The following is a 24299-nucleotide window of genomic DNA, read 5'->3' as shown; positions in this document are numbered from 1 at the left end:
CTCCGGGGCTACTCAAGGAGCAACAAGCACGCCCCTCCGCAAGCTCCGGGGCTACTCAAGGAGCAACAAGCACGCCCCTCCGCAAGCTCCGGGGCTACTCAAGGAGCAACAAGCACGCCCCTCCGCAAGCTCCGGGGCTACTCAAGGAGCAGCAGACCAGCCCTCACACGCCCCGGGACCACCCGAGAAAGGAGTGACGTCAGTCCAACCCGATGTCGAAAGAGGTCAGGGGTCGCAGCAGCGACCGCTTCTTCTCGACGTGACCGCCCATCCGGTCGAGGATCGAGGTCAGCGCTTCGATGGCCTCGACGATGTAGGGGCCCTTGTTGAGCATGACCCCCTCCGCGCGTCGACTCATCGCGGCGTCGGTGACCTCCGCGCGCGTCGGCACGCCCGTCTTCGCCAGACCGTCGAGCACCTGCGTCGCCCACACGACCGGGATGTGGGCGGCCTCGCACAGCCAGAGGATCTCCTCCTGGACCTCGGCGAGTCGCCCGAAACCGACCTCGACGGCGAGGTCTCCGCGCGCGATCATCACCCCGACCTCGTCCCACCGCATCGCCTCGAGCAGCATCTGCGGCAGCGATTCGAACGCGGCGCGGGTCTCGATCTTGAGGACGATCCCGACGTTCCGGGCGTCGAGGCGCTCGAGTTCGGCGATGAGGTCGGCGACATCCTCCGGCGACCGGACGAACGAGTAGTTGACCATGTCCGCGTGCGTCGCCACGAACTCGAGAGCCGCGCGGTCATCCGGTGTCAGCGCGGGAATGTGGAGGGTCGTGTCCGGGAGGTTGACACCCTTCTCCGCACGCAGTTTGGAACCCTTCGGGCCGGCGCGTTCGACGTCGACGACGATCTCGTCGTCGAGCCTTTCACGCACCCGTCCGGCGATCTTCCCGTCGTCGAACAGCACTCGGTGTCCGGGCTCCACGTCGTCGAAGGCGTCACCGAGTTCACACCCGATCCGATGCGGCCCGACCCTGGTCGCGGGCATGGGCGACAGGTCGCGCCGGAGTCGGATCTCATCGCCGGTGCGGATCAGCAGATGCTGTGGCTTCTCCGGCAGTTCACCGATGACGAGCGTGCCGCCGCCGAACCGTTTGACCCTGATCGACGCGCCCGTCCGGTAGTAGACGGTGCGGTCGCATTCGGCGTCGATCCCGTCCTCGGAGACCCCGACGACGTCGAGGCGTCGACGCCTGCCCCGCGCATCGCGCAACACGAGTCGGTCACCGTCGGACAGGCTGCCGAGGTCGTCCACCGGGATGACGGCGTCGATGCCGTCGGGAAGGTCGTGGTCGGCATCGTGGGGGGTTGTACTCAACCGCACCCGTGACCGCCGTTCGACGGTCCCGTCGTCGGCGCGAACGGGTTTGACCTTCACGACCTTCGGTCCCGGCTCGAGCGGTCCGGTCCGGAGTTTGGGTCCGGCCAGGTCCATCGCCACGCGCACCCGTCCGGGGAGTGCACGCACCGACTCGATCATCCGCGCCCATTCCGCGGGTCCGTCGTGGGCGCAGTTCACCCGCGCCACATCCATGCCGGCCGCGCCCATGCGTCGCACCAGGTCCGGCTCGTCGGCGGCCTGCGTCGGCATCGTGACCATCACCCGACTCGTCCGCTCACCGTGCTCGTCGCCGGACCGATCGGCGGTGACGTCGTCGACCCCGCCGGGGTGCACACTCCCCAGCAGTCGGTCCCGGTTGGCGCTGAGAACCCGCACGCCGCCGGAGAGATCGCCCCAGATCGGTTGTCGCCGTCGGCCTTCGGCGAGGGCGTCAACGGTTTCGATGACCGTCTCGATCCAGGAGTAGACGATCGACTCCATCCGCCCGAGACTCGACAGCCCGTGAGCGGCCATCGACGCCTGCAGCGGTCGCAGGTCACGACGACGGACGGTGACGTAATGCACGAGATTGCGTGCACTCTGCCGATGCTGTACGGCGACCGCGGAAATCAGCGGACCGGCGTGCTTCTCCGCGCGGTCGAGCTCGTCTCGCAGGTCGTGCAGAGCGTCCGACATCTCCTCGATCGACATCTCCACCGGGAACCCCATGCCTCCACCCTGCCAGGTTTCCGCCTCGGGGGGCGCGGCGACAGCGGCCTGCTCATCCAGCGTTCACGATCTTGTCGAGTTTGGGCGGCAGCGTCATGCCCCCCGGGTAGCGGTGCCAACCCTTGCGGTCGTAGTACTTGGTGCCGAGCAGACCCAGCAGGACACCGATGCACAGACCGATCAGGCACTGGATGACCGACCGTGCGAGCCCCGCCGACAGGTCGGCGTCGAAGTACAGGACCGACCGCACCCCGAGGTAGATGACGTGCATCGGTTCGATTGCGGCGAGCCACTCGAAGATCCGCGGACTGGCCTCCAGCGGCAGGGTCCCACCCGACGACGGCAGGCCGAAGACCACGAAGAACAGGAGGTTGAACAGCAGACCGGCGTTGCCGAAGACGGCCATCATCGCGCTCGCGCTCACGCCGACGGCGAAGATGCCGAGGATCGAGATCACCCACAGCACGAAGGCATTCGGCAGGGACGTGCCCACCCAGGCGCCCACCACGATGAACAGGGTCGAGAGAACCACCGCGACGAGGAACATGATCGTCCATTTGGCGGCGAGGGTCGCCCAGCGGCTGATCGCCAGACGTTCACGGAGTTGGTAGAACGGGCCGTACTCGATGGGCGTCTGGCCGAGCATGCCGTCGACGACGATGCTCACCATCATCGCGCCGGTGAAGCCGGCGAGCACCAGGAGAAGCGTGAGGTAGAACGCCGACAGTCCGTTTCCGGCACCCTGGGGCAGCGGCGTGGGCTCCGACACCGAGACCGCGACCGGATCGGCCAGCGCGAGCTGTGCGGCACCGGTGAACGTGACGTCGTTGCGGTCGAGCTGATCTCGGACCTGTGCGGTCAGCTGCGCGCCGACCTCGGCGTTGACCCGCTCGGTCAGTTGCTCGGCGAAGGTCGAGGTGATCGACGACGCGAAGGCGCCCGAGCCGCGGTTGATGAAGATGTCGATCGCCGGACGCGTGGGCTGCGCCGGAAGGACCGTCGAACGTCCCAGCGCGACTGCGCGATTGGTGAAGCTCGAGCCGATGACGACGACGCCGTACACCTTGCCGCTGTTCAGTTCGCCGAGCGCGGTCGAGCGGTCGGTGCGCCGGACGACGATGCCGCTGTCGGCGGCCGACGCGATGATCCCGTTCGCGACCTCGTTCCCGATGTTCTGCTCGGTGGCCTTTCCGTCCGCGCCGGTCACCTCACCGCCGGAGTCCTCGTTGACGAGGGCGACCGGGAAGTCGTGGAGGTGGCGCTGCGGGTCGACGACGGCCGACATGTAGAGCGCGGCCATGAGGGAGAACAGCACCGCCACGAGGACCAGTGGGGCGAGCCAGAACCGGGGTGACCCGAGTACGCCGGCGATCGTCCGGCCCGTCGGCTGTTCGACCTCGGGTGCCTCATGCGCTCCGCGACCGGTGTCAGCGTCGGAATCCGAGACCTTGTGCGACTCGTGCGTTCCCATCGACGTACCTCCCCCGCAGGCGCGTGCCCGCCGTCTGAACACCGTCGCGAGGACGGTGCCGGCATTCTCTCGTCTAGAAGCCCAGTCGGCGTAGCTGCTTGGGGTCGCGCTGCCAGTCCTTGGCGACCTTCACGTGCAGATCCAGGTAGACCTTGGTCCCCAGCAGACGCTCGATCTGTGCGCGCGCCACTGTACCGACCTCTTTCAGACGCGCCCCCTTGCGCCCGATGATGATGCCCTTCTGGCTGTCCCGTTCGACGAAGAGCACGGCGTGGACGTCGACCATCGGCGGCTGATCCGGACGCCGGTCCTCGCGATCGATGACCTCCTCGATGACCACGGCGAGCGAGTGCGGCAGTTCGTCGTGGACGCCTTCGAGTGCGGCCTCCCGGATGAACTCGGCCATCAGCACCTGTTCGGGTTCGTCGGTGAGCTCACCGTCGGGATAGAACGCCGGGCCCTCTTCCATCAGGCTGACGAGCAGGTCGCCGAGGATGTCGACCTGCTTGCCCGACTTCGCCGACACCGGGACCACCTCGGACTCCGGGCCGAGAAGCTCGGAGAGCGCCATGAGCTGCTTGGCGACCTGTTCGGGGCCGACCCGGTCGATCTTGGTGACGATGCCGAGAAGCGTGGTGCGCGGGGCCATCTCGCGGACCTGCGAGATGATCCAGCGGTCACCCGGACCGATCGCCTCGTCGGCCGGGATGCACACACCGATCACGTCGACCTCGGAGTACGTGTCGCGCACCAGGTCGTTGAGCCGCTGCCCCAGCAGCGTGCGGGGCCGGTGCAGTCCCGGGGTGTCGACGAGGATCAGCTGGGCGTCGGGCCGGTTGACGATTCCGCGGATCGTGTGGCGGGTGGTCTGCGGCCGGTTGGAGGTGATCGCGATCTTCTCCCCCACCAGCGCGTTGGTGAGCGTCGACTTACCGGTGTTGGGGCGGCCGACGAAACAGACGAAACCGGAACGGAATTCAGGAGCGGAGCCGGACTCAGACATCGGCGCCGCCCAGTCGCTGCTGCGGCCGCCCGGCGGCATCGGTGACGTACGCGTAGGCCTGCGGACTCAGTTCGTGCAGGGTCGCGAGACCGGGATCGTCGGCGTCGCCGTTGACCAGGACGGCCGCCTCGAAGGAGCCGGCCCCGCTCGAGATCGCCGAGGCGACCGCGACCTGCAGACCGCTGAGTGTGAGGGTCTTGGTGCGGACCTCGGCACCCGCGTAGGTCCGACCGTCGCCGTCGCGAACGGCGGCTCCCGATCGCGCTTCGGCACGCGCGAGCGCGCCGCGAGCGAGCACCACGAGCTTCTGATCCTCGTCTGCGAGGGTCTCGGTCACTGATTCATCCTTGCTGTCGTCTGCTCGTGTGTACTGCGATGGGATTCGTCCTCGTGTTCACGCGCCGCGGTGCGGTCATGACGTCCGGAACGGCCGGAGTGCCCACGACCACCCGAGGATTCGTGCCGCTGCAGGTCCGGTCCGTCGGCGCCCTCCCCGGGTACCCGGGTGACGAGGACGGTGATGATGCGTTGGCGCCCCTTGCGATTGGGACCGCCCTCCGCGACGAGCTGCAGACCGTGGGACTTGACCCGGGCGCCGGGCAGCGGGACGCGGCCGAGTTCGAGCGCGACGAGTCCACCCACCGTCTCGACCTCTTCCTCCTCGATCTCGACGTCGAACAGCTCGCCGAGATCCTCGACCGGAAGACGCGCCGACACCCGGTACGACCCGTCGCCGAGGTCCTCGACCGGTGCGAGTTCGTCGATGTCGTACTCGTCGGTGATCTCACCGACGATCTCCTCGAGGACGTCCTCGATCGTCACCAGGCCGGCGATGCCACCGTATTCGTCGACGAGGATCGCCATGTGGTTGCGCGTGAGCTGCATGTCGGCGAGGACCTTGTCGAGCGGTTTGGAGTCCGGGATGAACTCGGCGTCGCGCATGATCTCGGAGACGCGCAGCGTGGTGGGGTCGGTGCGTTTGGCGACCGTCCGCTCGACCATGTCCTTGAGGTACACGATCCCGAGCACGTCGTCGGTGTTCTCGCCGATGACCGGGATACGCGAATGTCCCGATCGGGTCGCGAGGTTGGTGGCCTGCAGGACGTTCTTGTCGGCCTCGATCCACACCATCTCCGGACGCGGCACCATGACCTCGCGCGCGCTGGTGTCGCCGAGGTCGAACACCGAGTGGATCATCCGGCGCTCGCCGGCCGCCACCACCCCGCGGGCCTCGGCGAGGTCGACGACCTCACGCAGCTCGATCTCGGTGGCGAACGGGCCGTTTCGGTAGCCGCGACCCGGGGTCAGCGCGTTACCGATGAGGATGAGCAGCCGCGTCACCGGCTTGAGCAGGATGCCCAGCGCGAACAACAGATACGACATCGACAGTGCGATGGTGTACGCGTGCTGCCGGCCCAGGGTGCGCGGCCCGACGCCCATGGCGACATAGGAGATGACCGTCATCGCGGTGATGGCGACGACGAGTCCCCAACCGACGCCGAGCCATTCGGCCGCGGACAGGGCGATGAGTGCGGCGGCCGCGGTCTCGCAGACCACGCGCAGCAGGACCACGAGTCCCACGTAGGTGGCGCGGGCGTCGAGGATGATCGCGAGGCGTCGTGCACCGCCGCGGCCCTCCCGGACCATGTCGTCGACGCGGGCGTTCGAGACGGTGGACACGGCGGTGTCGACGGCGGCGAACAGTCCGCCGAGCCCGATCAGAACGACTGCGGCCACGATGAACCAATAGTCGGAGGACACGCTCAGTCCTCCTCGGACCGTCCGGTCGCCCCCGCGTCCCCGGTTCCCTGTTCGGTCCCGGTGAATCCGATGTTGGACAGCAACCGCGAATCACGATCGGTCTGCCGCTGTTCCTGCGCGCGCCGGTTCCGCTCGGCATAGAACGCGTCGAGGATCTCGTTCTGCAGCCCGAACATCTCGCGCTCTTCCTCGGGTTCGGCGTGGTCGTAACCGAGGAGATGGAGCACACCGTGGATGGTGAGCATCGCGAGCTCGTGTTCGAAGGACCTGCGCGCCTCGCGGGCCTGCTTCCGTGCGAACTCGGGGCACAGAACGATGTCGCCGAGGATGGCCGGTCCCAGATCCGTGGCGTCGGGTCGGCCGCCCGGGACGAGCTCGTCCATCGGGAAGCTCATCACGTCGGTGGGTCCGGGCAGGTCCATCCACTGGACGTGCATGTCGGCCATGGTGTCCTCGTCGACGCAGAGGACCGACAGGAGCGCGCCGGGGTTGACGTCCATCGCGTTCACGGCGAAACGTGCGGCGTCGATGATCAGCTCGGCCGGGACCTCGACCCCGGACTCGTTGGCCAGTTCGATGCTCATGAGCGACGTCCGTGGGAAGCCGCACGACGCGCCGCGCGGTTGCCGCCGATCGCGGCATCGATGCGTGCACCGGCTCGCTGGGATTCCTCCGCGCGCCCGTAGGCGTCGACGATGTCGGCGACCAGACGATGCCGGACGACGTCCTGGCTGGTGAGACGGGAGAAGTGGATGTCGTCGATGCCCTCGAGGATCGCTGTCGCCGCCATCAGGCCGCTCTTCGCGCCGCCCGGCAGGTCCACCTGGGTGACATCGCCGGTGACGACGACCTTGGAGCCGAAGCCCAGGCGCGTCAGGAACATCTTCATCTGTTCGCTCGTCGTGTTCTGCGCCTCGTCGAGGATGATGAAGGCGTCGTTGAGGGTCCGCCCGCGCATGTAGGCCAGCGGCGCAACCTCGATGACCCCGGCGGCCATCAGCTTCGGGATCGCCTCGGGGTCCATCATGTCGTGCAGCGCGTCGTAGAGCGGGCGCAGGTACGGGTCGATCTTCTCGCTCAGCGTGCCCGGCAGGAAGCCGAGACGTTCGCCGGCCTCGACGGCGGGACGAGTGAGGATGATGCGGTTGACCGATTTCGACTGCAGCGCCTGCACGGCCTTGGCCATCGCGAGGTAGGTCTTGCCGGTACCGGCCGGCCCCAGACCGAAGACGATGGTGTGATTGTCGATCGCGTCGACGTAGTGCTTCTGGTTCAGCGTCTTGGGTCGGATCGTCTTGCCGCGGCGCGACAGGATGTCCAACGACAGCACCTCGGCGGGCGACTCCTGGCTGCCGTCGGAGAGCATCGACACGCTGTGCCGGACGAGGTCCGGGGTCAGCGGGGTGCCACGTCCGACGAGGTCGGTGAGTTCGGCGATGACACGTTCGGAGGCGGCGACATCGGCGGGCTCGCCGGTCAGCGTCACCTGGTTGCCACGCACGTGGATGTCGGCGGGCAGCAGCTGCTCGAGCGTCCGAAGGTTGACGTCACTGGCGCCGAGCAGCCCGAACACCACTCCGGGAGAGACTTCGACGGTGGATGTGACCCCAGACCGGCGCGGCTGCGTACGGCTGGATTGCCCGCTCGGGTCGGGGTTGTCGTCACTCACGTATGAAATCACTCCTGGTGGTCTGCGGTTGTGGGCTGCGCGTCCGTCACCTCACAGTGAGAATTCACTGAAGGAAACACACAGCTGTGTGAACAGTGTATCGCTATGCAACGGCCGGTCAGCAGGCAATATTTCTTGACCGGTGTCAAACGTCTGGTGTCGGCTGACCCATCGAAGCCAACCGTCGCAGCGCACGACCATCAGCAAGCTCTGCACGGTCCTCAGGGCTGAACGCGTAGTAGTCGAGGAAGTCGAGCAGGGGCAGAGCGCCAACCGCAAACAGATCAGCCGTGATGTGTACCGAACGCTGAGCATGCATATACGACGGGGCCAGGGGGCCCCGATAAAAGATGTCGACGTCGGCCCGTGCCCGATCGTTCAGGACGACATCGATTTCAGGGTTCTTGCCCTCCGCAAGAGGAACGATGTCTGCAACATCCTCCCACTTGACCGTTTGCTTCGATCGGAACCCGGTGACCTTCAAACCAGCCGGGGAAACCTCGATACAGGGATACCGCAGGAGCCCCGTTGCGAACCAGGCAAGGGCACAAGCCGAGTAGCCGGCAATTGCGGCTCCAACCCAGGGAAAGATCAGTGCCTGTCCCGGGCTCATCGGAAAATCGAACTGTCCCAGCCACATTCCGACAGCGAACAAGCCGGACGAGACGGTAATCAGCATCAAAGCCGCTCGGTACGCCACCCGAAGTCCACGCGATGTCGAGAACCGTATCCCACCTGGTAACGAATCAGCGGCCCCTGGAGCCGCCGTAGACCGCGCACGGTTCCTCAATACGAGTCCAGACGCCCAGAGCACCGCGACGCACGCCGCCGACGCGCAAACGTAGAACGCCGCGTCCAAGTAGCGACCGTCAGCCAGCGATCGCGCCAGGTGCCACAGCCAGAAAAGACCGAGCGATCCGAAGAAGATCAGGGCAACATACGCCAATCGGGTTTGGACTCGGATCGCCTCCCATTCCGGGACCGCCTGTTCGTCAGTCATAGCAGACAGCCCTTCCCAACTCGGAGCCGAGGAATCCGAACAACCACGATCCTGCGACAGTGCCGACACCAGCCGCTGCAACATCGACAACGGGAATGGGAACCAGGCCTCCGACTGCTCCAAGGGCGGTGCCGCCCGCGACGCTCGCCAACCCCGAGATCGCAGCCTGGCACTTCTCCGTGTCCGCAAATCGACTGTCAGCGTCTCAGTATGCTCGCCGAACGGACATACCGGTCGATCAGATCCCCAGGACCCGGATCGTCTGCCGGGCGCACCCGCTGCGCGGGTCGACGAAGGCCTCGTGACCTTCACCCGGTACGACGATCAGTTCGGCCGACTGTCCGCGAGAGATCGCGTCGTCTACGTAGCGACGGCTCACCACGTCGGGTACCAGGTCGTCCTCGTCGCCGGTGATCGCGACCACGTGCGCGTCGAAGACCGGCGCGAGCATGGGCGAGGCCTCCTCGTAGCGGCGCGGCGACGCGCTGTACGGCCGCCCCATGAGGGCCCGTAGGGATTGTTTGTCCGCCGCGGAAACCGTGTCGAGGACCGCTGCCTGGGCGACGACGGTGGTGATGGTGGTCGAGGCGGTCCGCGCCCCCAGCTTGCCGACGGCCCACACCGCGAGCTGGCCGCCGGCCGAGTGCCCGACCACGCCCACGGTGGAGAAGTCGACTGCGGCGAGGTCGACCTCCTGCTCCTGCAGCGCCTCGCGCACCGGGCCGTCGATGGCACGGATCGCGTCGACCACGTCGCGGCCGGTGTTCGGCCAGCCGCCGCCGGGCTCCCCGACGCGGCGATATTCGATGTTCCACACGACCGCACCGCGCTCGGCCATCGTGCGGGCGACCGCGGTCTGGATCGTGGAGCCGTACTCCACCGACCACGAACCGCCGTGGACGAGCACGACCACACGGGCCGGGGTCGCGGGGTCGAGAACGTCACGCGGCACGTAGAGGTGGCCGAATTGTGAAGGCTCGGTGCCGTATTCGATCTTGGTGCGGCGTACGGCGCAGCGTCGGACGGCACTCACCGCGACCACCGTCGGGTCAGCACGCCGATCGCACCCAGCGCGACCGCGGCCGCCGTGGAGGTCCGCAGGACCTCCGGGCCGAGCACCACCGAGTGCGCTCCGAGCGCGGTGAGGTCAGCAACCTCGGTGTCGTCGAGTCCGCCTTCGGGACCCACGACGAGCACGATCTCGCTCGCATCGGCGAGCGGCAGCTCGGCAAGGGGCCGGGCGGCCTCCTCGTGCAGCACGGCGACGACACCACCGCCGGCGACCGCGTCGGCACACCGCGCGCGGACGTCGATGGTCGAGGCGAGCTCGGTGACCTCGGGGATCCACGGCCGCCGGCTCTGCTTCGCGGCGGCCGACGCGGCGGCCCTCCACTTGGCAACGCCCTTGTCCGCCTTGCCCGTCCATCGGGCGACACAACGCATGGCCTGCCACGGCACGATGACGTCGACGCCCGCTTCGGTCGCGAGGTCGACGGCGAGTTCGGACCGTTCGGACTTCGGCAACGCCTGGACGACGGTCACCTGCGGGGTGGGGCGCGCCTGGAACGAGAACTCACGCACCGAGGCGACGAGGGTGTCCTTCCCGGTGATCTCCCGGATCTCGCACCCGGCGACCGAACCGGCGCCGTCCCCGACGAGGATGCGCTCCCCCGCCCCGAGCCGCGCGACCGTCACCGCGTGCCGGCCCTCTGGTCCGCTGAGAACGAGGTCGGCCCCCGGGGCAGGGACGGAGTCCGCCCAGAAAAGCGGTGGGCTCACTTGCCCGCGAACGCGTTGCGCAGTCGTGAGAAGAGGCCGCCCGGAGCGGACGCGGCCGAGGTGTTGACCACCTCGATCTCGTCCTGCGCCACCGTCTGGAACTTCTTGAGGGCGTCGGTCTGGGCACCGTCGAGCTTGGTCGGGACGACCACGTCGAGGTGGACGTGCAGGTTGCCGCGGACACCCGAACTGACGTGCGGCATGCCCTGGCCGCGCAGCTTGACGACCTGACCGGGCTGCGTCCCCGGTGCGATCGTGACGGTGACCGGGTCGCCGAGGATGGTCTCGACGTCGAACTCGGCGCCGAGCGCGGCGTCGACCATCGGCACCTTCACCGTGCAGTGCAGGTCGTCCTTGTCACGCAGGAAGACCTCGTGCGGGCGTTCGGTGACCTCGACGTAGAGATCGCCGGCGGGCCCGCCTCCGGGACCGACCTCGCCCTGACCGCTGAGCCGGACCCGCATGCCGCTCTCGATACCGGCCGGGATGCGGACGGTCATGGTGCGGCGCGAGCGCACACGACCGTCGCCGCCGCACTTGTGACAGGGGTCGGGGATGACCTCGCCGACGCCGTGACAGGTGGGGCACTCGCGCACGGTCATGACCTGACCGAGGAACGACCGCTGCACCGACTGGATCTCGCCGGCCCCGTTGCAGGTGTCGCAGGCAACCGGCTTGCTGTCGCCGTTGGTTCCCGACCCGGTGCACGCGTCGCACAGGATCGCGGTGTCGACGGTGATCTCCTTGTTGACGCCCTTGGCACACTCGGCGAGATCGAGTTTGACGTTGACCAGCGCGGGCTCACCCGGCTGGACGCGCGAGCGGGGACCGCGCCCCGAGCCGAATCCGCCGCCGCCACCGAAGGCGCCGCCGTTGCCGAAGAACGCCTCGAAAACGTCGCCGAAGCCGCCGCCGCCCCCGCCGAAACCGCCGGCGCCCGCACCCGCCAGGGGGTCGCCTCCGGCGTCGACGATGCGACGCTTCTCCGGGTCGGTCAGCACCTCGTAGGCGGTGCTGACTTCCTTGAACTCGTCTTCCTTGCCCGGGTTGACGTCGGGGTGAAGTTCGCGGGCCTTCTTGCGGTAGGCGCGCTTGAGCTCCTGGTCACTGGCACCCTTCGCCACACCCAGGATTGCGTAATAGTCACGTGCCACGGTTGTAGTGATCCTTCGGTTCAGTTTGGTACCCAAGCGGTCTCGGGTGGTGCCCACGCGGTGCGTGCCTCATCGGGGTGGACGTCTGTCCGCGCGGTACGCAGTGGAACCACTCGTTCTGCCGACGACCGGTCGATGCCCTCACCCGACGTCCGTCGCCGGGGCGGCGGTCATCGTTCGGCGAGCACCTCACCGATGTATTTGGCAACGGCTGCGACCGAGGCGATGGTTCCCGGATAGTCCATCCGTGTGGGGCCGAGCACACCGACGCCGCCGAACACGGTTCCCGATGCACCGTACCCTGTGGACACCACCGAGGTTCCACGCAGGTTCTCGGTCTGCGTCTCTTCTCCGATCTGCACGGTGACCTGGCCCATGTCCTGCGTCGTGGCCAGGATCTTGAGCACGACGACCTGCTCCTCGAGTGCTTCGAGCACGGTGTCCATGCCGCCGACGACGGGCGTGAAGTCGGCCGCCGACCGCGCGAGGTTCGAGGTGCCGCCCAACACGAGACGGTCGTCGCCGCGTTCGACGAGGGTCTCGACGAGAACCGTCGCGATGTTGAGGACCGCGCCGCGGATGTCGTCGGGTGCGGAGTTGGCGAGTTCCGCGACCGCCGCCGACGCTTCTTCCAGTCGTTTGCCGTGGAGTGCCGCGGAGAACATGTCGCGCAGGCGCGCGATGTCCCCCTCGTCGTGATCCTCGTTCAGCGCGACCATGCGCTGTTCGACCCGGCCGTTGTCGACGATCACCACGAGCAGCAATCGCGACGGCGAGAGGGACACGACCTCGAGATGCCGAACGCGCGAAACCGACAGGACGGGGTACTGGATGACCGCCACCTGACGGGTCAGCTGGGCCAGCAGCTTCACCGAGCGCCGCAGCACGTCGTCGAGGTCGACTCCGGAGTCGAGCACCGACAGGATGGCCCGTCGTTCGGCGGAGGAGAGCGGTTTGATCTCGCTGATGCGGTCCACGAACATCCGGTAGCCCTTGTCCGTGGGGACGCGGCCGGAGCTGGTGTGCGGCTGGGTGATGTACCCCTCGGCCTCGAGCACCGCCATGTCGTTGCGAACGGTGGCGCTCGACACCCCTAGCTGATGTCGTTCGACGAGTGCCTTCGATCCGATGGGCTCCTGCGATTCGACGTAGTCGGTCACGATCGCGCGGAGGATCTCGAACCTACGGTCGTCCGTAGTGGACACGCGGTACACCTCCTGATCCGAGTCCCGGTCCATGGAGTTGGGCCATAGAGTTGGGTACGTCCCATACTGGGTAGGTTCCATACTACGAAACCGGCGCGGAGTCATATGATCTTCAAGGGGGTACGGGAGGGTAAGCCCTATCCCGACCACAAGCTGTCGACGCGGGGCTGGGCGAAGATCCCGCCGCGTCAGCTGCGGCTCGACCAGCTGACCACGCTGACCAAGGTCTTGGCCCTGGACAAGCTGCTGAGCGAGGACTCGACGTTCTACGGCGACCTGTTCGCGCATGTCGTGCGCTGGGAGGGCGAGCTCTACCTCGAGGACGGACTGCATCGCGCCGTGCGCTCGGCGCTGCGGAACCGCAACATCATCCACGCGCGCACCCTCGACCTCGACGCCCTCGACCTCTCCGAGGGCGCCCGCCCTCTGGAGGAGCAGCTCGACGACACCGCCGAGATCCCGGCGCGTCCCCGCGTCGTCGACGTCCCGTCCGAACCGGTCCGGCCGAACCGTGGCGCCCCCGACCCGCACAGCGGCGGCGGCGCCCATCGTCGAGGCCCCCAGTCCACGGGCTGGACGAGGCCGACTCGCCCCGACCGGCCCTGGTAGACCCACCACTTTTCGCCGAACCCACCCGCCACGCGGTGGAGGATCTGCCGAGAAGTGGAGGGTTTGGGGAGGAGCGGGTCAGCCCCAGAGGACGCGGCGGATCACACCGTCGGCGAGGAGCCGGCCGGCGTCGGTGAGGACGTAGGCGTCCCCGGTCGAGGTCATCAGGCCGTCGGCGCAGAGCGCATTGGCGTTCGCGCGTTCGGTGTCGTCGAGCAGCCCGCCCGGCAGTCCGGTACGGCACCGTGTGGTGAGCATGACCGCCTCCATGTGGCGGTCCTCGGCGGTGAGTTCCTCCGACGACGCGGCGGGCAACACACCCTCACCGAGCGTCTGCGCATAGCGCGCCGGATGCTTCACGTTCCACCAGCGCACCCCGTTGACATGCGAGTGCGCGCCGGGACCGATCCCCCACCAGTCGTGACTGTTCCAGTAGGCGATGTTGTGCCGGCACGCACCGGCGTCGTCGAGTGCCCAGTTCGACACCTCGTACCAGCCGAAACCGTTGGCGCTCAACCGGTCGTCGAGGATCTTGTAGCGGTCGGCGAGGACGTCGTCGTCCGGTGCGGGCATCTCGCCGCGCCGGATTCGACGCGCCAGGGCCGTGCCGTCCTCGACGATGAGCGCATAGGCCGACACATGGTCGACACCCGCGGACAGCACGGCGTCGAGGGTGGCGTGCAGGTCGGCGTCGGTCTCGCCGGGCGTGCCGTAGATCAGGTCGAGGTTGACGTGTTCGAAGCCGGCCGCCCGGGCTTCCCGCGCCGCGGCGACCGCCCGTCCCGGCGTGTGGACCCGGTCGAGGACCTTGAGGACATGCTGGGCCGCGGACTGCATGCCGAGTGAGATCCGGGTGAACCCGGCGGCGCGCAGCTGCTCGAAGAAGTCCGGCGACGTCGACTCCGGGTTCGACTCGGTGGTGACCTCCGCGTCGGGAGCGAGGTCGAAGTGGGCGCGCACCGCGTCGAGCAATCGCGTGAGACCGTCGGCACCGAGCAGCGACGGCGTGCCGCCGCCGACGAAGATCGTCGACACCTTCCTCGCCGGCTGCAACAGCCGCGCGGCCGACTCCAGTTCCGCGGCCACGGCCTGCTGCCACGACTCCGGCGACGACGTCGAACCCAGCTCCCCCGCGGTATAGGTGTTGAAATCGCAGTAGCCGCAGCGGGTGGCACAGAACGGGACGTGCAGGTAGAGACCGAACGGAACCTCGGGGTCGACGTCGCGGCAGGCCCCGGCGACGAGCTCGGTGGTGAGCTCTCGGGTGGGCGCTTCGATGTCGACGTTCACCGTTCCATCATGCCGACCTCGGCGTCCGCACCGAAATCGTCGCGTTCTGTCCCCCTCGTCGGTGGGGCCGGGGAACAACCAGGCGGCCGGGCTGCTTGACCGGCTCAGGTAGGACCTCCGGCCCCACCCGCGCCGCCGCGTTTTCCATCATCGTGATGGAAAATAACCCCAAGTAGACGAGGCGATGATGATCGTGGCACTATGGACCCCGTGATTTTCCCCGGGGTGTGGCTCGCAGCGCGTCGCCACATTGATCTCAAGCGCGTCAACAGCGCTTTCTGTCGCGTCTAGCGACGTCTCGGCCCCGATTGATCCCTGAATCCAGGGATGCCGGCACGTTTCAGCCCACCTTTTCGTGCGATTGAAGCCGGCCCCTGTGCGCCGGCACAGGAGATTTCATGACGTCCACAACTGATGCCCCAGCTGTGCCCGATGCCGTTCCCGCTCCGGCCGCCGAGAAGCGCGCTCGTCCCGCCCGCAAGGCGCGCCCGGTCAAGCGCCGCGCCGAAGGCCAGTGGAAGCTCGGTTACCGCGAGCCGCTGAACCCGAACGAGCAGGTCAAGAAGGACGACAACCCGCTCAACGTGCGCGCCCGCATCGAGAACATCTACTCCAAGCAGGGCTTCGACTCCATCGACAAGCAGGACCTGCGCGGCCGGATGCGCTGGTGGGGCCTCTACACCCAGCGCGCCGAGGGCTACGACGGCACCTGGACCGGCGACGAGAACATCGACCTCCTCGAAGACAGCCACTTCATGATGCGCGTGCGCTGCGACGCCGGCGCGCTGAACGTCGAGCAGCTGCGCACCCTCGGCGAGCTCTCCACCGAGTTCGCCCGCGACACCGCCGACCTCTCCGACCGCCAGAACGTCCAGTACCACTGGATCCGGATCGAGGACGTCCCGACGATCTGGGAACGTCTCGAAGGTGTCGGACTCAAGACCACCGAGGCCTGCGGCGACTGCCCCCGCGTCGTGCTGGGCTCGCCACTCGCCGGTGAATCCCTCGACGAGGTCCTCGATCCCACCCCGGCCATCGACGAGATCGTCCGCCGCTACATCGGCGACCCGAAGTATTCGAACCTGCCGCGCAAGTTCAAGACCGCGATCTCGGGCCAGCAGGACGTGGTGCACGAGATCAACGACGTCGCCTTCGTCGGCGTCGTACATCCCGAGCACGGCCCGGGTCTCGACCTCTGGGTCGGTGGCGGACTGTCCACCAACCCGATGCTCGCCCAGCGCGTCGGCGCCTGGGTCCCGCTCGACGAGGTGCCCGACGTGTGGGAGGCCGTGGTCTCGATCTTCCGCGACTACGGATACCGACGTCTCCGCGCCAAGGCCCGTCTGAAGTTCCTCATCAAGGACTGGGGCATCGAGAAGTTCCGTCAGGTGCTCGAGGACGAATACCTCGGCCGCAAGCTGATCGACGGCCCGGCTCCGGAACAGCCCGAGCGCCCGATCGACCACATCGGTGTGCAGAAGCTGCGCAACGGACTCAACGCGATCGGCTTCTCCCCCATCGCCGGCCGCGTCTCGGGCACCATCCTGACCAAGACCGCCGAGGCCGTCGCCGCGGTCGGTTCCGACCGCGTCCGCTTCACCCCGTATCAGAAGCTGATCGTGCTCGACGTCCCCGACGACAAGGTGGACTGGCTGATCGACGAGCTCAAGCCGCTCGGCCTGCACGGCCGCCCGACGCAGTGGCGCCGGAATCTCCTGGCGTGCAGCGGTATCGAGTTCTGCAAGCTCTCGTTCACCGAGACCCGCAAGCGGTCGCAGGTCCTCGCCCCCGAGCTGGACGAGCGGCTCGCGGACATCAACTCGAAGCTCGACGTGCCGATCACGGTGAACATCAACGGCTGCCCCAACTCGTGTGGACGGTCGCAGATCGCCGACATCGGGTTCAAGGGGCAGCTCGTCGAGGACGCCGACGGCAACCAGACCGACGGCTTCCAGGTCCACCTGGGCGGCAGCCTCGGCCTGGACTCGGGTTTCGGTCGCAAGCTGCGCCAGCACAAGGTGATGGGGACCGAGCTCGGCGACTACATCGAGCGCGTGGTCCGCAACTTCGTGGACCAGCGTCAAGAGGGTGAACGGTTCGCGCAGTGGGCCGTTCGTGCCGACGAGGAGGCTCTCCGATGACCATCAGTACCTCTGCCCCGGACACCGGCCGGCGGTACAGCGAGGAGGAACTCCGCGCGATCGCGGCGAAAGGCGCCGCCGACCTCGGCCCCGATGCCACCCCGGAGGAACTCATCCGGTGGACCGCAGAGACCTTCGGCACCAACTTCGTCGTTGCGTCGAACATGCAGGACGCCGCCCTCGTCGACCTCGCGGTCAAGAACGTCGACCGCGAACTCCTCGGCGGCGACCCGGTCAAGGTCCTGTTCCTCGACACCGGCTACCACTTCGCCGAGACGATCGGCACCCGTGACGCCGTCGAGCAGGTGTACGGCGTGGACATGGTCAACCTGACCCCCGAGCACACCGTCGCCGAACAGGACGAACTGTTGGGCCGCAACCTCTTCGCACGCGACCCCGGCGAGTGCTGCCGGTTGCGCAAGGTCGTCCCGCTCAAGGCGGGTCTGGCGGGTTACGACGCCTGGATCACCGGCATCCGCCGCGTCGAGGCGCCGACCCGGGCCAACGCGCCGCTCATCTCGTTCGACGAGGGCTTCGGGCTCGTCAAGATCAACCCGATCGCACCGTGGTCCGACGAGACGATGCAGGACTACATCGACTCCAACGGAGTGCTGGTCAACCCGTTGGTCGACGAGGGCTACCCCTCGATCGGTTGTGCACCGTGCACCGCCAAACCCGAACCCGGATCCGATCCGCGCAGTGGCCGCTGGGCCGGCCGCGCCAAGACAGAATGTGGGCTCCACGCATGACCGTCACCGAACCCGTCCACGACACAACCGTCTCCGCCGAGGCCGACGACTTCACCACGCTCGATGCCCTCGAATCCGAGGCCATTCACGTCTTCCGTGAGGTGGCAGGCGAATTCGAGCGCCCGGTGATCCTGTTCTCCGGTGGCAAGGACTCCACCGTCCTGCTCCACGTCGCACTCAAGGCGTTCTGGCCTGCGCCGCTGCCGTTCTCGCTGCTGCACGTCGACACCGGCCACAATCTGCCCGAGGTCCTCGAGTTCCGCGACAACGTCGTCGAGCGTCACAACCTGCGCCTGCACGTCGCCAAGGTCGAGGACTACCTCGCCGACGGCCGGCTGACCGAGCGCCCCGACGGCGTCCGCAACCCGCTGCAGACCATCCCGCTGCTCGACGCGATCACCGAGAACCGCTTCGACGCGGTCTTCGGCGGTGGCCGCCGCGACGAGGAGCGGTCGCGCGCCAAGGAGCGGATCTTCTCGCTGCGCAACGCCTTCGGCCAGTGGGACCCGAAGCGTCAGCGTCCCGAGCTGTGGAACCTCTACAACGGCCGGCACGCACCGGGCGAGCACGTGCGCGTGTTCCCGCTGTCGAACTGGACCGAGCTCGACATCTGGCGCTACATCGCCCGCGAGCAGGTTCTGCTCCCCTCGATCTACTACGCCCACGAACGTGACGTCTTCCTGCGGGACGGCATGTGGATGACTCCCGGCGTCTGGGGTGGACCCCGTGAAGGCGAAGAGCTGCAACGCCTCTCGGTGCGCTACCGCACCGTCGGCGACGGCTCGTCGACCGGCGCGGTGCTCTCCGACGCCGCCGACAACGAGGCCGTGCTCGACGAGGTGGCCGCGTCGCGGCTGACCGAGCGCGGCGCCACCCGTGGCGACGACCGGGTCTCCGAGGCCGCCATGGAAGACCGCAAGCGCGAAGGATATTTCTGACATGAGGCACGCACCCGACCTTCTCCGCATCGCCACCGCGGGCAGTGTGGACGACGGCAAGTCGACGCTCGTCGGCCGCCTGCTGTACGACACGAAGTCCGTTCTGGCCGATCAGATCGACGCAGTGACCAAGGCGTCGGTCGACCGTGGACTCGAGGGGCCCGACCTGTCGCTGCTCGTCGACGGCCTGCGGGCCGAGCGCGAACAGGGCATCACCATCGACGTGGCGTACCGCTACTTCGCGACGCCCGCACGCTCTTTCGTGCTCGCCGACACCCCCGGACACGTGCAGTACACGCGTAACACGGTGTCCGGCGCCTCCACCGCGCAGCTGGTGATCCTGCTCGTCGACGCCCGCAACGGCGTCGTCTCGCAGACCCGTCGCCACGCCGCGGTGATGGCCCTGCTCGGTGTTCCGCAGCTCGTGCTGGCGGTCAACAAGATCGACCTCGTCTCCGATCAGGCGTCGGTGTTCGCCGCGATCTCCGCCGAGTTCGCCGAGCTGACGCGCTCGCTGGGCTGGTCGGACGAGCAGGTCACCGCGATCCCCGTGTCGGCGCTGCACGGCGACAACATCGCGAACCGTTCGGAGAACACGCCGTTCTACGATGGCCCGACCCTCATCGAGCACCTCGAGACGGTGCCGAACCTCACCGAGCGCGCCCCGGTGGGACTGCGTTTCCCGGTGCAGTACGTGATCCGTCCCCGCACCCCCGAGTACCCCGACTACCGCGGTTACGCAGGTCAGATCGCGGCCGGCCGGGTGTCGGTCGGTGACGAGGTCGTCGTCCTGCCGTCGGGTCAGCGGACCACCGTCAGCCAGATCGACACCGCCGACGGACCGTTGGAGACCGCGCACACCGGACGCAGCGTCACGATCCTGCTCGCCGACGACGTCGACATCTCGCGCGGCGACCTGATCGCGGCTGCGGCTGACGCTCCGGAGCCGGTGCAGCAGTTCACCGCCACCGTGTGCTGGCTCGCCGAGAAACCGTTGCGCCCCGGTGCCCGCCTGCTCCTCAAGCACGGCACCAAGACCACGCAGGCCATCGTCGGCGGGCTCGACGCGCTCTTCGACGAACAGAACCTCGCGCTGGAGCAGGCTCCGGAATCGGTGGAACTCAACCAGATCGTGCGGATCTCGGTGCAGACCGCCGAGCCGATCCCGGCCGACGACTATCAGGTGAACCGCGAGTCGGGCAGCTTCCTGCTGATCGACCCGCAGGGTGGCAACACCCTCGCAGCCGGCCTGGTCGGTGACGCGCTCGCGCCGCTGCACCTCAAAGAGTTGGTGTGAATCCGGCCCTCGTCCTCGTCGCACACGGCAGTCGCGATCCGCGCTTCGGCGCGACCGCACGCCGTGTGCGCGACGCCGTCGCGGCGACCCTGCCGGGCGTCGAGGTGGTCCTGTCCTATCTCGACCTCGACGAGCCGCTCGTCGGCGATGTCCTCGGTCGGACCGGGAACGAAGCCGGCGGGGATGGTACGGGCGGGGATCCTGTTGTGGTTCCGTTGCTGCTGTCCGCGGGTTATCACCACAAGATCGACCTGCCGGCGATCATCGCCGAGCACCGGCCGTTCGCGCATCAGACCGATGTCATCGGAACGCGGTCGTTCACCGCGGCCCTCGCCGACCGTCTGCTCGAAGCCGGCCTCGACGAGCGCGACGGCGTGATCCTGTCGGCGGTGGGTTCCTCCGACGAGTCCGCCGACCGTCACGTCCGGCGGAGGGCCCTCGAGCTCTCGACCCACCTGCATCGACCGGTCGAGGTGGTCTTTGCGACCAAACTCGGTTCCGGTGACCGCGCGGTCGCCTCGGCTGTCCGCCGGCTCCGCGCCGCCGGTGCCGAGCGCGTCGCGCTCAGTCCGTACTTCCTGTCGGCGGGTCTGCTGATCGAGCGGGTCGAGACCGCTCTCGACGCGCTGGTCGAGGAAATGCTCGTGGCCGGCCCGCTCGGCGCGCACCCCGATGTCATCGGGGGCATCTGCAGCCTCTATCGCGCGGCCGCACGGGATCGGGCGGTCACCGCGTCACGGTGACGACTCCTAGATCGTGACGAGCCAGGCGATCACGACGAGGACCAGCAGCGCCAGCAGCGCGAGGGTGACCGGCGAGCGCAGTAGTTTCACAGTCCGGTCCCATCGTCGTCGGCGAAGCGTCTGCGGTCGAACAGCGTCGCCGCCAGATCGACCATGAGACTGAGAACATAGGCGATCAGGATCGCGACCGGAATCACCACGGCGACGGTGACCAAGAGCTGCGGAACGAAGGAAAGGCCGGTCAGCCACTCCTCCACACCGTCCCACCAGGCGAAGAACGCCGTCACCTCATCACCTCGTCCGTCCGATTCGGATCATCCGTCTGCCCGGCCCCGTCGAGGCCGACTGGCGTCGGACAGCGCCCGTCGCAATGATAGATCCCATGTCTGTTGCAGATGACTCCACCGTAACGTCCCTGCCGACGGCGACCTCCGCACCGGGCGCCGGCACCGACGCCGCACGAGTCAGCGTCCCGGGACCGGCGCCGATGCCCCCGACCAACCCGGCGCACGGGAGCGCCTTCCCACCCATCGGCGACTACGCGTTCCTGTCCGACACCGAGACGAACTGCCTGATCGCCCGCAACGGTTCGGTCGAGTGGATGTGCGTGCCGCGACCCGATTCGCCGAGCGTCTTCGGGGCGGTGCTCGATCGGAGCGCCGGCCACTTCCGCCTCGCGCCGTACGGCGTCAACGTGCCCGTCGATCGCCGGTACCTGCCGGGCAGCCTGATGGTCGAGACGACCTGGCAGACCGACACCGGCTGGATCATCGTGCGCGATGCCCTGGTCATGGGCCCGTGGCACGACAACGACCGACGCTCGCGTACCCATCGCCGCACGCCCACCGACTGGGATGCCGAGCACATCCTGCTCCGCACGGTGCGCTGTGTATCCGGCACTGTCGAACTGCACATGAGCTGTGAGCCGGCGTTCGATTACCACCGCGGGACGACCAAGTGGGAGTACTCGGGTCCGGCGTACGGCGAGGCCATCGCCACCGCCCGGGACACCGACGCCGACACCCCGACCCTCAAGCTCACGACCGACCTCCGCCTCGGGCTCGAGGGCCGAGAGGCACGTGCCCGCACCCGCCTCGTCGAGGGCGACAACCGGTTCGTCGCGTTGAGCTGGTCTCGGTTCCCGGCACCGCAGAACTGGGACGAGGCGGCCCAGAAGATGTGGTCCACGGCCGAATCGTGGCGGCAGTGGATCAACATCGGAACCTTCCCCGACCATCCGTGGCGCTCCCATCTGCAGCGCTCCGCGCTCACCCTCAAGGGACTCACCTACTCCCCGACCGGCGCCCTGCTGGCCGCCGCGACCACTTCGCTGCCGGAAACCCCTCAGGGCGAACGCAACTGGGACTACCGCTATGCGTGGGTGCGTGATTCGACGTTCGCCCTGTGGGGTCTGTACACGCTGGGCCTCGACCGTGAGGCCGACGACTTCTTCTCCTTCATCGCCGATGTCTCGGGCATCACCAACGGTGAACGCCATCCGCTGCAGGTGATGTACGGGGTCGGCGGCGAGCGGACCCTCGAGGAGGAGGAACTCACCCACCTCTCCGGCTACGACGGCGCACGCCCGGTCCGGATCGGCAATGGCGCGTACAACCAAGCGCAGCACGACATCTGGGGCACGATGCTCGACTCGGTGTACCTCAACATCAAGTCCCACGAGTCCGTCCCCGAGACCCTGTGGCCCGTCCTCAAGGCGCAGGTCGAGGAGGCGATCGAGCACTGGCGCGACCCCGATCGCGGCATCTGGGAGGTTCGCGGCGAACCGAAGCACTTCACCTCGTCGAAGGTGATGTGCTGGGTGGCACTGGATCGCGGTTCCCGCCTCGCCACCATGCACGGCGAGGACACCCATGCCCGGGAGTGGGCGGCGATCGCCGACGAGATCAAGGCCGACGTCCTGGCCCATGGCGTCAACGACCGCGGGGTCTTCACCCAGCGCTATGGCGACGACGCCCTCGACGCCTCACTGCTCCTCGTACCCCTCCTGCGGTTCCTGCCGCCCGACGACTACCGCGTCCGCGCAACGGTTCTCGCGATCGCCGACGAACTCACCGACAACGGTCTCGTACTTCGCTACAAGGTCGAGGAGACCGACGACGGCCTCACCGGCGAGGAGGGCACCTTCACGATCTGTTCGTTCTGGCTGGTGTCGGCACTGGTCGAGATCGGTGAGCTGGAGCGGGCCAAGACCCTGTGCGAACGTCTCCTGTCCTACTCGAGTCCGCTCAAGCTGTACGCGGAGGAGATCGATGCGAAGACCGGTCAGCAGCTCGGGAACTTCCCGCAGGCGTTCACCCACCTGGCGCTGATCAACGCGGTCATGCACGTCATCCGCGCCGAGGAGGCCGAGCACCAGCACACGTTCCAGCCGGCGAATCACTGAGAACCGGCCGGTGTGCTCTTACCGGGCCAGGTCTCAGATCTCGGTCAGGGCGGCGACCTTGGTGGCCCGCGCGTACACGGTCTCGCCGGTCTTCAGGTTGAGGGCGTTCTGGTCCCCTCGGGTGATCTGGGCCGCGAACTCGTCACCCGTCGTCGCGGCGACGAGCTCAACCCGGGTCTCGAAGCCGAGGTTGACCACACGCAGGACGGTCGCCTTGATCACACCGGTGTCGAGGGACGCGTCGGCCGCCGGCGACGCCATCTCCGGGGTACGTCCGATCCGGATGTCGTGTGGGCGGACGAGTTCGCCGTTCAGACGCACCGTGGACCCGAGGAACGACGCGACGAACTCGTTGGCCGGGCGGTCGTAGAGGTCGTCGGGAGTGCCGACCTGCTCGATGCGCCCCTTGTTCAGGACAGCGATGCGGTCACTCACGTCGAGCGCCTCCTGCTGGTCGTGGGTGACCAGCACGGTGGTGACGTGGACCTCTTCATGCAGTCGACGTAGCCAGCGGCGCAGGTCATCTCGCACCTTCGCGTCGAGCGCACCGAACGGTTCGTCGAGGAGCAGCACCTTGGGGTCGACGGCGAGTGCGCGGGCCAGCGCCATACGCTGCCGCTGACCGCCCGACAGCTGTGCCGGGAACCGCTGCTGGAAGACGGTCAGTCCGACCACCTCGAGCAACTGGTCGACCTTCGCGTCGATCTCCTTCTTGGACCGCTTGCGGATCTTGAGGCCGAAGGCGATGTTGTCGCGCACCGTGAGGTGTTTGAACGCGGCGTAGTGCTGGAACACGAATCCGATGTCGCGCTTCTGCGGCGACTTCTGCGACACGTCGTTGTCGTTGATGCGGACGATGCCCGAGTCCAGTGTGTCGAGGCCGGCGATCGCGCGCAGCAGAGTCGACTTCCCCGAACCCGACGGACCCAGCAGCGAGGTCAGCTGCCCGTCCGGGATGTCGATGGAGACGTTGTCGAGGGCGGCGAAGTCGCCGTAGCGCTTGTTCGCACCGATCACCTGGATGGACATG

General features: G+C 67.8%; 22 protein-coding genes. 7 read left to right on the top strand and 15 right to left on the bottom strand.

The window, feature by feature from the left end:
• Positions 1 to 199: 199 nt before the first annotated feature.
• The 12 genes from BPODLACK_RS18560 to hrcA form a co-directional block, all read right to left on the bottom strand.
• Positions 200 to 2056 (bottom strand): pyruvate kinase, encoded by a 1857-nt coding sequence (locus tag BPODLACK_RS18560; protein WP_159405916.1) that lies wholly within the window; start codon positions 2054 to 2056, stop codon positions 200 to 202.
• Positions 2057 to 2108: 52 nt separating this feature from the next.
• Positions 2109 to 3527 carry a YhgE/Pip domain-containing protein gene (locus BPODLACK_RS18555; protein ID WP_159405915.1) on the bottom strand — a complete coding sequence of 473 codons (1419 nt, stop codon included), beginning with the start codon at positions 3525 to 3527 and terminating at the stop codon, positions 2109 to 2111.
• Positions 3528 to 3600: 73 nt separating this feature from the next.
• Entirely contained in the window at positions 3601 to 4530 is a 930-nt protein-coding gene (era, locus tag BPODLACK_RS18550; protein ID WP_024500467.1) for a GTPase Era, read from the bottom strand.
• Positions 4523 to 4867, bottom strand: a complete 345-nt coding sequence (locus tag BPODLACK_RS18545; RefSeq protein WP_006434872.1) for a hypothetical protein — start codon at positions 4865 to 4867, stop codon at positions 4523 to 4525. Before BPODLACK_RS18545 ends, era begins: the two co-directional genes overlap by 8 nt.
• Entirely contained in the window at positions 4864 to 6291 is a 1428-nt protein-coding gene (locus BPODLACK_RS18540; RefSeq protein ID WP_159405914.1) for a hemolysin family protein, read from the bottom strand. Before BPODLACK_RS18540 ends, BPODLACK_RS18545 begins: the two co-directional genes overlap by 4 nt.
• Positions 6292 to 6293: 2 nt before the next feature.
• Positions 6294 to 6875, bottom strand: coding sequence for an rRNA maturation RNase YbeY (ybeY, locus tag BPODLACK_RS18535; protein WP_006434870.1), 582 nt, complete (start codon positions 6873 to 6875; stop codon positions 6294 to 6296).
• Positions 6872 to 7960, bottom strand: coding sequence for a PhoH family protein (locus tag BPODLACK_RS18530; RefSeq protein ID WP_024500469.1), 1089 nt, complete (start codon positions 7958 to 7960; stop codon positions 6872 to 6874). Before BPODLACK_RS18530 ends, ybeY begins: the two co-directional genes overlap by 4 nt.
• Before the next feature lie 145 nt (positions 7961 to 8105).
• The gene (locus BPODLACK_RS18525) at positions 8106 to 8639 is read right to left on the bottom strand and encodes a hypothetical protein (RefSeq protein WP_236577716.1); all 534 of its coding nucleotides are present in this window, start codon (positions 8637 to 8639) and stop codon (positions 8106 to 8108) included.
• Positions 8640 to 9198: 559 nt separating this feature from the next.
• Positions 9199 to 9993 carry an alpha/beta hydrolase family protein gene (locus BPODLACK_RS18520; protein WP_159405913.1) on the bottom strand — a complete coding sequence of 265 codons (795 nt, stop codon included), beginning with the start codon at positions 9991 to 9993 and terminating at the stop codon, positions 9199 to 9201.
• Positions 9990 to 10739 carry a 16S rRNA (uracil(1498)-N(3))-methyltransferase gene (locus BPODLACK_RS18515; RefSeq protein WP_159405912.1) on the bottom strand — a complete coding sequence of 250 codons (750 nt, stop codon included), beginning with the start codon at positions 10737 to 10739 and terminating at the stop codon, positions 9990 to 9992. Before BPODLACK_RS18515 ends, BPODLACK_RS18520 begins: the two co-directional genes overlap by 4 nt.
• Positions 10736 to 11893, bottom strand: coding sequence for a molecular chaperone DnaJ (gene dnaJ / locus BPODLACK_RS18510; protein ID WP_159405911.1), 1158 nt, complete (start codon positions 11891 to 11893; stop codon positions 10736 to 10738). The genes BPODLACK_RS18515 and dnaJ overlap by 4 nt, the downstream gene beginning before the upstream one ends.
• A 170-nt stretch (positions 11894 to 12063) precedes the next feature.
• On the bottom strand, positions 12064 to 13098 hold the full coding sequence (gene hrcA, locus BPODLACK_RS18505; protein ID WP_024500473.1) for a heat-inducible transcriptional repressor HrcA: 1035 nt from the start codon (positions 13096 to 13098) through the stop codon (positions 12064 to 12066).
• 105 nt (positions 13099 to 13203) lie between these two features.
• Here hrcA and BPODLACK_RS18500 point away from each other — a divergent pair, with 105 nt between their 5' ends.
• Positions 13204 to 13707: a type II toxin-antitoxin system VapB family antitoxin gene (locus tag BPODLACK_RS18500; protein WP_159405910.1), complete on the top strand. Its 504-nt coding sequence runs from the start codon at positions 13204 to 13206 to the stop codon at positions 13705 to 13707.
• 78 nt (positions 13708 to 13785) lie between these two features.
• Here the strand turns inward: BPODLACK_RS18500 and hemW are convergent, their stop codons facing one another.
• Positions 13786 to 14997 (bottom strand): radical SAM family heme chaperone HemW, encoded by a 1212-nt coding sequence (gene hemW, locus BPODLACK_RS18495; RefSeq protein WP_159405909.1) that lies wholly within the window; start codon positions 14995 to 14997, stop codon positions 13786 to 13788.
• A gap of 398 nt (positions 14998 to 15395) precedes the next feature.
• Between hemW and BPODLACK_RS18490 the strand changes: the two genes are divergently transcribed.
• From BPODLACK_RS18490 to BPODLACK_RS18470, 5 genes are read left to right on the top strand one after another with little or no spacing between them, the layout of a single operon-like run.
• On the top strand, positions 15396 to 17138 hold the full coding sequence (locus BPODLACK_RS18490) for a nitrite/sulfite reductase (RefSeq protein WP_024500476.1): 1743 nt from the start codon (positions 15396 to 15398) through the stop codon (positions 17136 to 17138).
• Positions 17135 to 17887, top strand: a complete 753-nt coding sequence (locus BPODLACK_RS18485) for a phosphoadenylyl-sulfate reductase (RefSeq protein ID WP_024500477.1) — start codon at positions 17135 to 17137, stop codon at positions 17885 to 17887. The genes BPODLACK_RS18490 and BPODLACK_RS18485 overlap by 4 nt, the downstream gene beginning before the upstream one ends.
• Positions 17869 to 18825 carry a sulfate adenylyltransferase subunit CysD gene (gene cysD / locus BPODLACK_RS18480; protein ID WP_375295626.1) on the top strand — a complete coding sequence of 319 codons (957 nt, stop codon included), beginning with the start codon at positions 17869 to 17871 and terminating at the stop codon, positions 18823 to 18825. The genes BPODLACK_RS18485 and cysD overlap by 19 nt, the downstream gene beginning before the upstream one ends.
• A 1-nt stretch (position 18826) precedes the next feature.
• Positions 18827 to 20122 (top strand): sulfate adenylyltransferase subunit 1, encoded by a 1296-nt coding sequence (locus BPODLACK_RS18475; RefSeq protein ID WP_159405908.1) that lies wholly within the window; start codon positions 18827 to 18829, stop codon positions 20120 to 20122.
• Entirely contained in the window at positions 20119 to 20865 is a 747-nt protein-coding gene (locus BPODLACK_RS18470; protein ID WP_159405907.1) for a sirohydrochlorin chelatase, read from the top strand. The genes BPODLACK_RS18475 and BPODLACK_RS18470 overlap by 4 nt, the downstream gene beginning before the upstream one ends.
• 86 nt (positions 20866 to 20951) lie before the next feature.
• Here BPODLACK_RS18470 and BPODLACK_RS18465 read toward each other — a convergent pair whose 3' ends face one another.
• Positions 20952 to 21152 carry a hypothetical protein gene (locus BPODLACK_RS18465; protein WP_006434857.1) on the bottom strand — a complete coding sequence of 67 codons (201 nt, stop codon included), beginning with the start codon at positions 21150 to 21152 and terminating at the stop codon, positions 20952 to 20954.
• A gap of 95 nt (positions 21153 to 21247) precedes the next feature.
• On the opposite strand from BPODLACK_RS18465, the gene BPODLACK_RS18460 reads away from it, so the two are divergent.
• The gene (locus tag BPODLACK_RS18460; RefSeq protein WP_024500481.1) at positions 21248 to 23269 is read left to right on the top strand and encodes a glycoside hydrolase family 15 protein; all 2022 of its coding nucleotides are present in this window, start codon (positions 21248 to 21250) and stop codon (positions 23267 to 23269) included.
• Between the two features lie 33 nt (positions 23270 to 23302).
• On the opposite strand, the gene BPODLACK_RS18455 is transcribed toward BPODLACK_RS18460, so the two are convergent.
• Positions 23303 to 24298, bottom strand: coding sequence for a sulfate/molybdate ABC transporter ATP-binding protein (locus BPODLACK_RS18455; protein ID WP_024500482.1), 996 nt, complete (start codon positions 24296 to 24298; stop codon positions 23303 to 23305).
• Between the last annotated feature and the right edge of the window lies 1 nt (position 24299).

The sequence above is a fragment of the Gordonia sp. YY1 genome, assembly GCF_009872315.1.
GTDB classification, from domain to species: Bacteria; Actinomycetota; Actinomycetes; order Mycobacteriales; family Mycobacteriaceae; genus Gordonia; species Gordonia amicalis.
The sequence above is the reverse complement of the archived record's forward strand: the minus strand, read 5'-3'. Positions and strand labels throughout refer to the sequence as shown.

Coding starts and splice junctions, on each gene's coding strand:
- BPODLACK_RS18560 (WP_159405916.1), bottom strand. CDS start 2,056: ATGGGGTTCCCGGTGGAGATGTCGATCGAGGAGATGTCGGACGCTCTG.
- BPODLACK_RS18555 (WP_159405915.1), bottom strand. CDS start 3,527: ATGGGAACGCACGAGTCGCACAAGGTCTCGGATTCCGACGCTGACACC.
- era (WP_024500467.1), bottom strand. CDS start 4,530: ATGTCTGAGTCCGGCTCCGCTCCTGAATTCCGTTCCGGTTTCGTCTGT.
- ybeY (WP_006434870.1), bottom strand. CDS start 6,875: ATGAGCATCGAACTGGCCAACGAGTCCGGGGTCGAGGTCCCGGCCGAG.
- BPODLACK_RS18525 (WP_236577716.1), bottom strand. CDS start 8,639: ATGCTGATTACCGTCTCGTCCGGCTTGTTCGCTGTCGGAATGTGGCTG.
- BPODLACK_RS18500 (WP_159405910.1), top strand. CDS start 13,204: ATGATCTTCAAGGGGGTACGGGAGGGTAAGCCCTATCCCGACCACAAG.
- BPODLACK_RS18490 (WP_024500476.1), top strand. CDS start 15,396: ATGACGTCCACAACTGATGCCCCAGCTGTGCCCGATGCCGTTCCCGCT.
- BPODLACK_RS18485 (WP_024500477.1), top strand. CDS start 17,135: ATGACCATCAGTACCTCTGCCCCGGACACCGGCCGGCGGTACAGCGAG.
- cysD (WP_375295626.1), top strand. CDS start 17,869: ATGTGGGCTCCACGCATGACCGTCACCGAACCCGTCCACGACACAACC.
- BPODLACK_RS18475 (WP_159405908.1), top strand. CDS start 18,827: ATGAGGCACGCACCCGACCTTCTCCGCATCGCCACCGCGGGCAGTGTG.
- BPODLACK_RS18460 (WP_024500481.1), top strand. CDS start 21,248: ATGTCTGTTGCAGATGACTCCACCGTAACGTCCCTGCCGACGGCGACC.
- BPODLACK_RS18455 (WP_024500482.1), bottom strand. CDS start 24,298: ATGTCCATCCAGGTGATCGGTGCGAACAAGCGCTACGGCGACTTCGCC.